This is a genomic window from Streptomyces sp. NPDC048270 (assembly GCF_040652335.1).
Classification (GTDB): domain Bacteria; phylum Actinomycetota; class Actinomycetes; order Streptomycetales; family Streptomycetaceae; genus Streptomyces.
The window spans coordinates 61,384-75,016 of sequence record NZ_JBEZLV010000030.1 but is presented as its reverse complement, the minus strand read 5'-3'; the positions used below and the strand labels follow the sequence as shown (position 1 = coordinate 75,016).

Sequence of the window (13,633 nt, the reverse complement as noted above, 5' to 3'; positions counted from 1 at the left end):
GGCCGCGATCGGCCGGCTCGGCGGCGAGGTCCGCTACGTCCGGGGAGATGTCACCGACCCCGGCGCGGTCCGGGCCGCGGTGGCCGAGGCCCGGCGGTCCTTCGGCGCCCTGCACGGAGTGCTGCACGCCGCCGGCGAGCTGCGCGACGTACCGCTCGCCCGGATGACGGAGGCGGACTTCACGCGCGTGCTCGCCGCGAAGGCGGTCGGCGCCGCGGTGCTGTTCGACGCGCTCGCGGCCGAACAGCCGGACTTCTGCGTCCTGTTCTCCTCCGCGGCCTCCTTCGTCGCCTCGCCCGGACAGGCCAACTACGCCGCGGCCGCGACCCTGGAGGACGCCCACGCCTGGCAGGCGCGGGGCCGGTGCGCCTTCCCGGTGTCGGTGGTGAACTGGGGTTTCTGGGGGACCGTCGGCGCGGTGTCGCACGAGCGCTACCACCGCGCGTTCGCGGCCCTCGGCGTCGGCTCCATCGACCCGGCGGAGGGTGTCGCGGCCCTGCGGACCGCCCTGTCCAGCGGGGCCGGGCAGGTGCTGGTCATCAAGGCCGACCCGGCCCGCCTGGCCGAGCACGGCATGCCGCTCACCACCGCCCCGGCACCCTCCCGGCCCGCCGCCGACGACCGCGCCGAGGCGCGCGCCGCCACGCCCGACGCCGTGCGGGACCACGCGCCCGCCGCCGAGGCGGATGCCGCGCCCGACGCAACGCCCCACGCCACGGCGGCCCTGGCGACCGCCGCCCCGCCCCCGGATCTGGACCGCCTGGCCCGTGACTATCTCAAGCGCGTCTTCGCCGGACTGCTCAAGTGCGGCGAGGACGAACTCACGGACCGGGAGACGCTGGAGAACTTCGGGGTCGACTCGCTCCTCGGGGCGGAGATCGTCGAGCTGCTCTCCGCCGACCTGGGCGAGCTCCCGGCGACCCTGCTGTTCGAGCACGCGACGATCGAACGGCTCGCCGCCCACCTCCTCGAAGTCCGGACGGAGCGCCTCACCGCCGTCCTCACGCGCGGGTCCCGCGCTGCGCACGACCCGGCGAGCGCGGCGGCGCCCGCCACCCCGCGGACCGGCCCCCCGGCCGCGGAAGCGGCCCACGGCGCCGAGACGGCGGTCCACGGCGCCGAGACGGCGGCCCCGGCCGACGCGCCCGCGCCGCACCCCGCCGCCCCGGGCGGGAGCCGGCCCGCCGACGACGGGCTCGACATCGCGGTGGTCGGCGTCACCGGCCGGTACCCCGGCGCGCCCGACCTCGACGCCTTCGCCCGGAACCTCGCCGCAGGCGCCAACTCCGTGACCGAGGTGCCCGCGGACCGGTGGGACTGGCGGGAGTACTTCGACCCCCGGCGCGGCCGCCCGAACCGCAGCTACGGCAAGTGGGCGGGCTTCCTGGACGGCATCGACGGGTTCGATCCCCAGCTCTTCGGCATCCTGCCGCGCGAGGCGGCCGCCATCGACCCGCAGGAGCGGCTGTTCCTGGAGACCTGCTGGAACCTCCTGGAGGAGACCGGCTATCTGGGCGAGCACACCAGGGTGCCCGAGACCGGCGTCTTCGCCGGGCTGATGTACGGCTCGTACGGCCAGCTCGCCGCGGCCTCGGGGTGGCCTCGGGGCGAGTTCGGGGCGGCGCACTCGGCGTACTGGTCGGTGGCCAACCGGGCCAGCTACGTGTTCGACCTGACCGGGCCGAGCTTCGCCGTCGACTCGGCCTGCTCGTCCTCCCTCACCGCCGTGCACCTGGCCTGCGAGAGCCTGCGCCGGGGTGAGTGCCGGATGGCCATCGCGGGCGGGGTCAACCTGATCCTCCACCCGGCGCACCTGGTGGCCCTGTCCGCCCGCGGCATGCTCGCGAGCGGCGACGCCTGCCGCACCTTCGACGCGGACGCGGACGGCTACGTCCCCGGCGAGGGGGTCGGCGCGGTGCTGCTCAAGCCGCTGGCCGCGGCGCGCGCCGACGGCGACCGGATCTGGGCCGTCATCAAGGCGAGCCGGGCCAACGCGGGCGGCAAGACCAGCGGTTACACGGTGCCCAACCCCAACGCGCAGGCCGCGCTGGTGGCCCGGACGCTGGAGGAGGCCGGGTTCGACCCGCGCACCGTCGGCTACGTGGAAGCCCACGGCACCGGCACGGCGCTGGGAGACCCGATCGAAGTGGCGGCCCTCACCCGGGCCTTCGGCTCCGGCCGGGACACGGCGGGCGACCCGGGCCGGGAGGCCCCGCCGGTCGCGATCGGCTCGGTGAAGGCCAACATCGGCCACCTGGAGGGCGCGGCCGGCATCGCCGGGCTGACCAAGGTCCTGCTCCAGCTCCGCGACGGCGTGCTGTATCCGAGCGCGAGCCTGGACCGGGTCAACCCGAAGATCGACTTCGCAGGGTCGCCGTTCCTGCCGCTGACCGAGGTCGCCCCGTGGCCGCGGCCCGAGCTGCACGTCGACGGGCAGGCGACCGCGTACCCGCGCAGGGCGGGCGTCAGTTCGTTCGGCGCGGGCGGGGCCAACGTCCACCTCGTGCTGGAGGAGTACATGGGAGCGGACGCTCCGGCGGACGCCGGTGTCGGACCCGGCGGACCCGGGGGCCACGACGAGGTGTTCCTGCTGTCCGCCCGGACGAAGGAACGGCTCACCGTGCTCGCCGGGCGGGTCGCGGAGCACCTGGGCGACGGGTCCCGCCCGTCCGGGGCCGACGATGCCCCGAGGTCGCTGCGTCCGCTCGCCTGGACGAGCCAGACCGGGCGCCGGGAGCTGGCCGAGCGGCTCGCCGTGGTGGCCGGCAGCGTGAGCGAACTCGCGGAGCGGCTGCGGGCCTTCGCCGAGGGGCGGCAGGTCCCCGGGGTCCACACCGGGACCGCCGCCCGTACCGGCGTACCGCCCTGGAGCGGGGAGGACCGGGTGGCGGCCGCCCGGGCGTGGTCGGCCGGGGCGGAGGTGGACTGGCCGCGCTTGTGGTCCGGCCCCAGGCCTTCGCGCACCGCCTTCCCGACCTACCCCTTCGACCGCGCCCGCTACTGGCTCGCCGAGCCGGACGACGACCGGCACCGGCCCGGCCCGCCGGCTCCGCCGGCCCCGCCCGCCGGCCCGCCCCCGGAGGAGGCGGCGCTCGTCCGGTTCGCCCGCCCGGCCTGGCAGAACGAGCCGGTGCCGCCCGCCGCGACCGGCGCCCAGGGCCCGCGTCTCGCCCTGGTCGCCGCCGAGGGAGCGGGGCTGACCGAGGCCCTGGCCGAGGAGCTCGCCGCGGCCGGGATCCGGGCCGTCGCCCTGACCCCGGCCGCGGAGTTCGCGCGGACCGAGGACGGCGGCTACCGGCTGGCCCCCGCCGACCGGGAGCAGTGCACGCGCCTCGTCGCGGACCTCGCCGCTCGGGGGCTGGCACCGGACGCCCTGATCCTCTGCGCCCCCGAGAACCCGGCCGGCCAGGGCAGCGACGACCTGCCCGGCAGCCTCGACCGGGGGTTCCGCCCCCTGGTCGCCCTCACCACCGCCCTGCTCGCCCGGTCCGGCGCCCCGAGCGACCTGCGGGTGGTCTACGGGTTCACCGCCCCCACCCCGTCCTCCCGCCCCTACGACGCGGCGGTCGGCGCCGCCCTGCGCAGCCTGAGCCTGGAGCACAGCCGACTGGGCGCCGCCCGCGTCGCGTTCGAGGGCGCGGACGCCGTGGCGCCGCCACGGCTCCGGGCCGCGCGACTGGTGGCGGAACTGACCGGCTGCCGGCCGGGAACCGCCGCCGAGGTCCGCCACCGCAACGGCGAGCGGCAGATCCGAGTGCTGCTGGACTTCGACCCCCCGCACGCCGTGCAGCTGCGGCCGCGCCCGGACGGCGTGTACCTGATCACCGGTGGGGCCGGCCCGCTGGGCCTGCACACCGCGCGGCTCCTGACCTCGCGCGAGCGGGTGACCGTCCTCCTCGTGGGCCGCTCCGAACTCGACCCGGAGCGCCGCGAGTCGGTGGAGGAGCTGGACCGGAGCGGCCCCGCCGCCGTCCGGTACCTGCGCGCCGACGTCTCGGACGCCGCCGGGGCCCACCGGCTGGTCGCCGACGCCGTCTCGCGGTACGGCCCGCTGCGCGGCGTCGTGCACGCGGCCGGGGTCACCCGCGACTCCCGCGCGGTGGCCAAGAGCCGGGCGGACCTCGATGCCGTGCTCGCACCGAAGACGGCCGGAGTGCTCGCGCTCGACGAGGCGACCATCGGACAGCCCCTCGACTTCTTCGTCCTCTACTCCTCGGTGGTGGCCTACAGCGGCAACCCGGGACAGCTCGACTACGCCTACGCCAACGCCTTCTTGGACGAGTTCGCCGAGCAGCGGGCCCAGCGCCAGGCGGCCGGCCTCCGAGCCGGGCACACCGTCTCGATCGCCTGGCCGCTGTGGGAGGACGGCGGGATGAGCGTGGACCCCGCCACCCGTGAACTCCTCGCCCGGCGCTGGGACATGGCGCCCATGAGCACGGCCAACGGACTGCGGGCGCTCGACCTGGCCGCCGGCGGGCAGGAGGTGCGGGTCACGGTCGTCCAGCGCCCGGACCGGCGTACGGTCCAGCGCCCGGTCCGGGCGGCCGATCCGGCGGCGGACCCGGCGACCGGGCGGGCGACCGAGCGGGCGAACGAGCCGGCGGCCGAGCCGGCGGCGGATCCGGCCGCCGTGCCCGCCGTCCCGTCCTCCGTCGGCGCCGCCCCCGCGGTGGAGCCGGCCGCCTCGGACCCCGTCGCCCCCGGCGAGCCGCCGCCGGCCGAGGTGGAGCGCGAACTACGGTCGATGGCGGCCGGATTCCTGCTGGTCGACCCCCACGAGGTCGACCTGGACGCCCAGTTGCTGGAGCTTGGCTTCGACTCCATCACACTGACCGAGCTGATCAACCAGGTGAACGAGTTCTACGGCCTGGACCTGCTGCCCACCGTCCTCTTCGAATGCCCCGACCTGGCCTCCTTCGCCGTACATCTGGGCCGCCACCACGCCGCCGAGGTGGCGGCGCGCCACCGGCCCGCGGCCCAGGCGGAACCCGAACCGGAACCCGAGCCCGTGCCGGCGGCCGAGCCCGAACCCGAGCCCGTGCCCGCGGCCGAGCCCGAACCCGAGCCGGAGCCCGCCGCCGGGCCGTTCGCGGTCGCGGTGGTCGGCATGGCGGCCGTGATGCCCGGTTCCGCCGGCACCACCGAGTTCTGGGACCATCTGATGGCCGGGCACGACCTGGTGGCGGGAGTGCCGCAGGACCGCACGGACCTCGTCGGCGCCCCCGGCGCCTCCGCGTTCCGGGGCGGCTTCCTGGCCGACGTGAGCCGGTTCGACGCCCGCTTCTTCGGCATCGCCCCGCGCGAGGCCGCCCTGATGGACCCCCAGCAGAGGCTGTTCCTGGAAACCGCCTGGCGGGCGGTCTGGGACGCCGGCCACCGTCCCGCCGACCTCGCCGGGACGGCGACGGGCCTGTTCGCCGGCGTCTCCACCTCCGACTACGCCGACCTGCTCGGCAGGGACGGGGCCCCGGTGGAGGCGCACAGTGCGAGCGGCGTCGCGCACGCCATCCTCGCGAACCGGGTCTCCTACCTGATGGACCTGCGCGGCCCGAGCGAGTCCGTGGACACGGCCTGTTCGAGTTCGCTGGTGGCCATCCACCGCGCGGTCGGCGCGCTGGCGGCGGGGGAGTGCGAGCAGGCCCTGGTCGGCGGTGTGAACGTACTGCTCAGCCCGGCCCTGTTCAGCTCCTTCCAGCAGTCCGGGATGCTCAGCGCGGACGGCCGCTGCAAGACCTTCGACGCGGACGCGGACGGATACGTCCGGGGCGAGGGGTGCGGCGTGGTGCTGCTGAAGCCGCTCGGCCGCGCGCTCGCCGACGGAGACCACGTCTACGGCGTCATCACCGGGACGGCGGTCGGGCACGGCGGCCGGGCCGCCTCGCTGACCGCGCCCAACCCCGAGGCACAGGCGCGGGTCCTGGTACGGGCGCACCGCGCGGCCGGCACCGACCCCGACCTCCTGACCTACCTGGAGGCGCACGGCACCGGCACCAGCCTCGGCGACCCCGTGGAGATCGAGGGCGTCAAGCAGGCCCTCGCGACCCTGTACGCCGACCGGGGCCGGGAGCTGCCCGACCGGCCGCACCTCGCGATCGGATCGGTGAAGACCAACATCGGCCACCTGGAGGCCGCGGCGGGCATCGCCGGGGTGCTCAAGGTCCTCCTCGGCATGGAGCACGGCCAACTCCCGCCCCACCTGCACCTGGATCGGCTCAACCCGCACATCCGGCTGGACGGCACACCGCTGCGGATCGTCGACGGGCCGGCCCCGTGGGACGGTCCGGCGGGCGCGGACGGCATACCCGTCCGGCGCGCCGGGGTGAGCTCGTTCGGCTTCGGCGGCACCAACGCCCATGTGGTGCTGGAGTCCTTCCCGCCCGAACCCGCCGCCGCGGACGACGGCAGCGCGCGGCTGGTCGTGCTGTCCGCTCGCTCTCCGGCCCAACTGGAGGCCTACGCGGGCCTGCTGGCCGATCACGTGGAGCGGCGGACACCACGACTCGCCTCGGTGGCCCGTACGTTGCAGACGGGCCGGGAGGAATGGCCGGAGCGCCTGGCCCTGGTGGTGCGCGACCGCGACGAGCTCGTCCGCGGGCTCCGGGCCGCCGCCGCGGGCGGCACCCCGGCCGGCGCCCACCGCGCCACGGCCCGCCGGGGCGCCCCGGCCGCGGCGGACGCGCAGTACGGGGACGCCGACGGGCTGGCGCGGGCCTGGACCGAGGGCGCCGCGGTCGAGTGGACCCGCCTGTGGTCCGGACCGCTCCCGCGCCGCATCCCGCTGCCCTCCGTCCCCTTCGCCGGAACCCGCCACTGGTTCGCGTCCGGCGACGCCACGCATCCGATCCTGGAGGCCACCATCGAATCGTCACCGTCCTCGACGTCGCCGCCCGCCCGGGAGCGGGTGAGACTGGCCCCCCTCGGCGAACCCGAGACCCCGACGGAGCGGCCCGCCCCGGCGCGGGTCCCGGCCCCGGCCCCGGTCCCCGTCCCGGCCCCGGCCCCCGCCGCGGCCGCCGCTCCGGCCCCGGCCCCCGTCCCGGCCCCTGCCCCGGCCCCCGTCCCGGCAACGGGCTCTGCCCCCGCTGAGGTCGCCGCCCCGGCCCCCGCCCCAGCGGCCCCCGTCCCGGCTCCGCCTCCGAGTCCCGCCCCCGACCCCGCCCCGGCCGCCCCCGCGGGCCCCGGCATCCCGCTCGACGAGGTCCGCCGGACCGTCACGGGACTCCTCTCCGACATCCTCGGGGCGCCGGAGGACGAGCTGCCGCCCGATCAGTCCTTCGGAGAGCTGGGGTTGGACTCGATCTTCCGGATGGACCTGGTCCGGCTGATCAACGAGACCTACGACCTGGACCTCAAGGCGGCGGAGCTCTACGAGCAGGACTCGGTCGAGCGGCTGAGCGCCTGCGTCGCCGCAGCCCTCGCCGCCCTCCCCGTACCGGCAGGCCACCAGCCACCCCCCGTACGGGCGGCGCGCCCGGAGCCGCAGCCGCGCGAGGAACCCGCGCCCACCCCCGCCGGCCCGCCCGCCGAGGCACCCCTCCTGACGGCACGACAGCTCGCCCGGTTCATCGAGACGACCGCCGAACGCCCGGTCCGGGAGGAGACGGGCTTCGCCGACCAGGGCTTCACCTCCTTCGACATGCTCAGGGTCGTCGCGGCCCTGGAGCGGCGCTTCGGGCCGCAGCGCAAATCCCTGCTCTTCGACCACCCCACGGTGCGCGCCCTGGCCGACCACCTGTCCTCGGCGCACGGCGCCCGCGCGGAGGACCTGCCGGCCGCTGCGCCGTCCGGGCCGGCTCCCGACCTGGCGGCCGAGCCGCCCGCGGCCGGTCCGGCCGTGGTGCGCAAGCGCGAGTTGGAGAACCATCCGGAGATCGCCGCGGTGGTCGCGGAACTCGACCGCCGGCACGCCAAGGAGGGCGGCCTGCCCGGCCGGGACATCGCTCCGCTGATCTTCCTCGGCTCGGCCCGCGGCGCCTACTTCAACTTCTCCCAGCGGGACGGCTCGCTGCTGGCGTGGAGCTACGTCGGGTCGCGGGAGGACCTCCCGAAGCTCACCGCCGAGTACACCGAACACGCCGAGCGGCACGGTCTGAAGCCCAACCTGCTCTCCATGATCCGCCTGGAGGAGGCCGGCGGGCGCCCGTTCTCGGCCACCCCCTTCGGCGTGGTCCAGCGGATGGAGGAGATCGGGGAGTTCACGCTGACCGGGCCCCGCATGCGCCGCCTGCGGTACATGGTGCAGCGCTTCGAGCGGATGCCCGGGGCCGCCGTCGCCGAGTACCTCGTCGGTTCCGATCCGGCCACGGACGCCGCGATCGCCGGGCTGATCGACGGCTGGTGCGCCACCAAGGACATGGTCAATCCGTACGTGTTCACCGTGCGCGAGGAGATCAGCCGCGGGCTGCTCGCGGAGCGCCACCGGATGTTCCTCACGTACGCCGCGAACGAGCTGCGCAGCGCGGTCATCGTGACCCGGATCCCCTCCGAGCACGGCTACCTGCTGGACCTGGAGTTCTACTCGGACCAGACGCCGATGGGGGGCCTGGAGTTCACCATCGTGCGGATCGTGGAGCTGCTGGCCTCGGAGGGTGTCACGATGTTCAGCTTCGGGGCCAGCCTGGGCGTGCGGCTGTGCGCGTCGGAGAACGCCGACCCGGTGGCCGAGCAGGCGCTGGCCGAGCTGCGGTCCACCGGGGTGTTCACCGGTGAGGGGAACTTCCGCTTCAAGAACAAGTTCCGGCCCGTCAACCTGCCGGTCTACCTGTGCCGGCCGGCCGGCGGCGAGCCGACCGATGTCGGCGAGCTGATCCTGATGATCGCCAACCCCCAGGTGTCGGCGGCCCGGCCCCCGGCCGGCCCCCGGCTCGCGCGGCCCGCACAGGCCGCGCCCACCGAGCCCGCCCCCGCCGGCAGGCCCGACACCACGACGAAGCCCGTACGCATCCCCGCACCCGCACCCGCACCCGCACCCGTATCCGCCCCGCCGAGCCCTGCCGTACCGCCGGACGCCGGGGCCGTCGCCGTCCGGGAGCGCCGCCTGGCCGCGCACGGGTACAACCCGCTGCTGCTCGCCTCCGGCGAGGCCGACTTCGACCTCGTCACCGACTCCTGGACCGAACTCGACACCGCGTACGTGGCCGAGGGCATGGCCGCCCTGCGCGCGCAGGCCGAGGGGCGCTCCGGGCCGGCCGACGACCTGGCGGGCCTGCTGCCCTTCCGGCACGTCGTACCGACCCTGCGGGGCCGCTCCGCCGAGGCGCTGCTCTGCCGGGCCTGGCCCGGCCGGCGGGGGCTCGTGGCGCAGAACGAGCTCTTCCCGACCTGGGCGCTGAACCAGGTCGAGCACGGCTTCGCCCCGCTGAGGATCCGGGCGGCCGCTACCGCCGACGGGCCGACGCCCTTCCGGGGGGACCTGGACGCGGAGGACCTGGACCGGGCGCTGGCCGCCCATCCCGGCACGGTGTCCTTCGTGTGCGTCGAGACCAGCACCAACGCGCTCGGCGGCCTCCCGCTGTCGCTGGCGAACCTGCGCCGGATCCGGGCCGTGGCCGACGCCCACCGGGTGCCGCTCGTACTGGACGCGACGCGGGTGCTGGAGAACGCGGCCTTCGTCACCGAGCACGAGGACGGCGAGCGGGGCCGCAAGCTGTGGGAGGTCGCCGAGGAGATCCTGGGCCTCGCGACCGCCGTCACCCTCGGCCTGTCCAAGGACCACGGCATCGACCTCGGCGGGATCGTCGCGACCGACGACGCCGCGCTGGCCGGCCTGCTGCACGAGGACGTCATGCGGCGCGGCCGCGAGCCGGGCGTCGCCCAGCGCCGGCTGATCGCGGCGGCGCTCGCCGACCGCGAGCGCTCCGCCGCTCTGGTGGCCGGGCGGATGGAGGCGGTCCGGGCGCTGCGGCAGGTGCTCGCCGACGCCGGGCTGCCGGTCCGGGAGGCCGGCGGCCACTGTGTGCTGCTCGACGCGGCCCGGCTGCCCGGGGCCGACGCGTCCGCCCACCCGGTGGCCGAGCAGCTGGCCTGGATATACCGCCGCACCGGGGTCCGCGCCGCGCCGCACCTGTCCGCCGGCCCGGACGCCGCCGCGCTGATCCGGCTGGCCGTGCCGGTCGGCCTCGGGGCCCTACGGGCGGCGGAGGCCGGCCGCCGCGTGGCCGCGCTGTACCGCGACGGCGGCCCGGCCCCGGAGCTCGTACCGGTCGACGCGCGCGGCGCCGCCGAGCACCCGGCGACCGCCGTCTACCATCCGGCGGCCGCGATCCCCGCCGACGTCCGGGCCGCGATGGACGAGGGCCACCAGCCGCTGAACGAGAACCTCGCCGTCCTGCGCGAGTACCAGCCCGACGTGCGCAGGCATCTGGTCGCCCTCAGCGAGGGCGACGTGGAGGTGTTCACCGCCGGCGAGGGCAGCCCGCTGGTCCTGCTGCACCCCTTCAACATCGGCGCGGGCTTCTTCGGCCCGCAGTTCGCCGGGCTGGCCGCCCGCCACCGGGTGATCTGCGTCCACCACTCGGGCGTCGGGGCCACGACGGCCGCCGCCGACCTCTCCGTGGAGGGCCTGGCCGACCTGCTGCGCCGCACCCTCGACGCCCTGGACGTGCGGGGCCCGGTCCACCTCGGCGGCGCCTCGTTCGGCGCGCTGCCCGCGATGTCCCTCGCGCTGCGCCACCCGCGCGAGGTCGCCTCCCTGACCCTGATCGGCGGGTCGTACAAGGTGGGCAACCGGCAGGGCGAGATGAACCGCCTCGCGCTCGTCGCCCGGGAGGACTTCGACCGCCTGCTCGCCGAGCCCGGCACCGGGCCGATCGCCGAACACCGGGAGCGCTACGAGGAGCTGCTGCTGCGCTGCGAGAGCCTGGACGCCCGGATCGGGCTGCGCTACCTCGACGAGTTCGACGCCTCCCCGAACCTGCTGCCCAGGCTGGCGGGCCTGGCCGTGCCCGCGCTCATCGTGCACGGCAGGCACGACACGGTGGTCCCGCTGAAGACCGGCCACCTGCTGCACGGCACCCTGCCCGACGTCCGCTACCGCGAGTTCGAGGACGCGGGCCACTTCCCCAGCCTCACCGCCGCCGAACGCTTCAACGAGGTGCTCGACGGCTTCCTGGCCGCGGTCGACGGGGTCGACGCGGCCGGCCGACCGGAGGCCGCCCGATGACCCCCGCCTTCCAGGTGCTGGACACCGGCACCGTCCGGCGCCGGGTGACCGTGTCACCCGCCATGTGCGGCCACAACTCGCTGTTCCTCGGCCAGATCGGGGACTGGACCTGGGAGACGGTCGGAGCCCTGTGCGACACCGACGTCCTCGCGGCCAAGAACGCCGACGGCGCGCCCGCGTACCTCGCCTTCTTCTACTACCGGGTGCGCGGCAGCCGGGAGTTCCACCTGCGCAGCCCCACCTTCGGCGACGAACTCGACGTGGTGTCGCGCTCCTTCGACTTCGGCAGCGAGTCGGTGCTGACCGTCCACCGGATCTCCTCGACCACCCCGGCGGGCACCCCGCCGGAGCCCTGGGACCCGGCCGCCTTCCACCGCGGACCGGCCCCCGGCGCCCTGCACGTGGAGAACTTCAACCGCTGGGTCAGCCGCCGCGACGCCGACAGCAACCGGGGCCTGAGGGCCGCCTCGCCGCCGGACTTCGACCACACCCGGCTGCCGGCCCTGCCCGAGGAGTACTCGCCGCGGCCGGTCTACGGCCGCGCCCGGTCGCTGCTGACCTTCTGCGAGGACTCCGCGGGGGAGTACCGCACCGTCGCCGAGGGGTTCACCACCCGGTACGGCATCGACATCACCCGCGACCTGAACGGGGTCGGACTCGTCTACTTCGCGTCCTACTTCTCCTTCGTCGACCAGGCCGTGCTGCGCCAGTGGCGTGGACTGGGCCGCACGGACCGGGCGTTCCTGCGCCGGCGGGTCATCGACCAGCAGCTCTGCTACGTCGGCAACGCCGACCCCGACAGCGAGTTCGAGATCGGCGTCACCGTCCGCGCCACACGGTCCGACGCCGGCGAGGAGATCGTCGACGTCGTGGTGCGCGACGCGCACAGCGCGGACCTGATAGCCGTCAGCACCCAGCGGGTGCTGTGGGACCCCGAGGAGGCACGGTGACCAGCGTGGAGGAGGACGGCGTGGACGGCGCACGGCGCAGCGCGGAAGGGGCCGCCCGGGCCAGGGCCGAGCAGGCGCTGCGCGAGGTGATCCGCGGCATCCTGCCGGCCCTGCCGGCAGAGGAGATCACCGGGGAGAAGCACCTGAGGGACCTGGGCGCCGACTCGGTGGACCGGGTCGAGATCATCCTGGGCGTCACCCGGCGCCTCGGCATCGACGAGCCGATGTCGAACTTCAGCGCCGTCCCCGACATCGACGGCCTCATCGAGCACCTGAGCCGGGGGCGGTCGGCATGATCGGGATCGAAGCGCTCAACGTGTACGCCGGCCTGGCCGGCATCGCCCTTCCCGCACTGTTCGAGGGCCGCGGCCTGGACCCCGCCCGGCTCGGCAACCTGATGATGGAGCGCCGCTCGGTCGGCCTGCCCTTCGAGGATCCGGTGACCAACGCCGTCAACAGCGCCAAGGCCCTGGTCGACGCCCTGGACCCGGCCGAGCGCGGCCGCATCGAACTCCTCGTCACCTCCACCGAGTCCGGAGTGGACTACAGCAAGTCGGTCGCCTCCTACGTCCACGAATACCTCGGACTCTCCCGCTCCTGCCGGGTGATGGAGGCCAAGCAGGCCTGCTACGCGGCGACCGGTGCGGTCCAACTGGCCGCCGGCTACCTCGCGTCCGGCCGCTCACCGGGGGCCAAGGCCCTGGTCATCGCCACCGACGTGGCCGTGGTCGACGAGTACGCCGAGTACGCGGAGGCCGCCACCGGCCACGGCGCCGCGGCCGTCCTGCTGGGCGAGGACCCCCGGATCATGGCCATCGACCCCGGTGCCCACGGCCTGTACAGCTACGAGACCCTGGACTCCGCCCGGCCGCTGCCCACCCTCGACATCGCGGACGCCGACCGGTCCCTCTTCGCCTACCTCGACTGCCTCGCCCACAGCTTCGCCGACTACGCCGGCCGGGTGGAGGGCGCCGACTTCGCGGACACCTTCGACCGGCTGGTGATGCACACCCCGTTCGCCGGGCTGGTCCGGGCCGGGCACCGCAAGATGATGCGCGAACACGGCGAGGCGCGGCCCGCCGCGATCGAGGCCGACTTCGCCCGCCGCGTGGCGCCCTCGCTGGCCTACCCCCGGGTGGTCGGCAACCTCTGCTCCGGCTCGCTCTACCTCGCGCTCGCCTCCACCATCGACACGGCGCCCTGCGACCGGCCCGAGCGCATCGGCCTGTTCGCGTACGGCTCCGGCTGCGCCTCCGAGTTCCTCAGCGGGGTGATCACCCCCGAATCCCGGCGGGCGCTCGGCGCCCTGCGCATCGGCGAACGGCTGGCCGCCCGGCGCGACATCGGCTTCGACGAGTACACCCGGCTGCTGAAGGAGACCCGCGGCTGCCTCGTCCCCGACCGCGAGCGCCGGATCCGGACCGAGGACTGGTCCGACTACCTCGACCACGCCGGACGGCCGGGCGAACTGCTCGTGCTCACCGGCGTGGAGGACTACCACCGGCGCTACGCGTGGCGCTGA

At 75.8% G+C, this 13,633-nt stretch carries 4 protein-coding genes (1 of these 4 cut by a window edge); all 4 read left to right on the top strand.

The genetic code is table 11. The features are described 5' to 3' along the window. Tightly spaced (each overlapping or abutting the next), the 4 genes in view from AB0D66_RS24670 to AB0D66_RS24655 form a layout consistent with a single transcriptional unit that may run on beyond the window. Positions 1-11,161, top strand: partial view of an SDR family NAD(P)-dependent oxidoreductase gene (locus AB0D66_RS24670; protein ID WP_362307423.1) — the 3' portion only. Its footprint begins 10,487 nt before the window's first position; only the last 11,161 of its 21,648 coding nucleotides appear in the window; its start codon lies off the left edge, out of view; it ends in the stop codon at positions 11,159-11,161. Next, the gene (locus AB0D66_RS24665) at positions 11,158-12,111 is read left to right on the top strand and encodes an LnmK family bifunctional acyltransferase/decarboxylase (RefSeq protein WP_362307420.1); all 954 of its coding nucleotides are present in this window, start codon (positions 11,158-11,160) and stop codon (positions 12,109-12,111) included. The genes AB0D66_RS24670 and AB0D66_RS24665 overlap by 4 nt, the downstream gene beginning before the upstream one ends. Continuing rightward, entirely contained in the window at positions 12,108-12,407 is a 300-nt protein-coding gene (locus AB0D66_RS24660) for a phosphopantetheine-binding protein (RefSeq protein ID WP_362307417.1), read from the top strand. Before AB0D66_RS24665 ends, AB0D66_RS24660 begins: the two co-directional genes overlap by 4 nt. Then, positions 12,404-13,633, top strand: coding sequence for a hydroxymethylglutaryl-CoA synthase (locus tag AB0D66_RS24655; RefSeq protein ID WP_362307414.1), 1,230 nt, complete (start codon positions 12,404-12,406; stop codon positions 13,631-13,633). The genes AB0D66_RS24660 and AB0D66_RS24655 overlap by 4 nt, the downstream gene beginning before the upstream one ends.

Excerpts from the sequence above, each read along its gene's own strand:
- AB0D66_RS24665 (WP_362307420.1), top strand. The coding sequence starts at position 11,158 with ATGACCCCCGCCTTCCAGGTGCTGGACACCGGCACCGTCCGGCGCCGG.
- AB0D66_RS24655 (WP_362307414.1), top strand. The coding sequence starts at position 12,404 with ATGATCGGGATCGAAGCGCTCAACGTGTACGCCGGCCTGGCCGGCATC.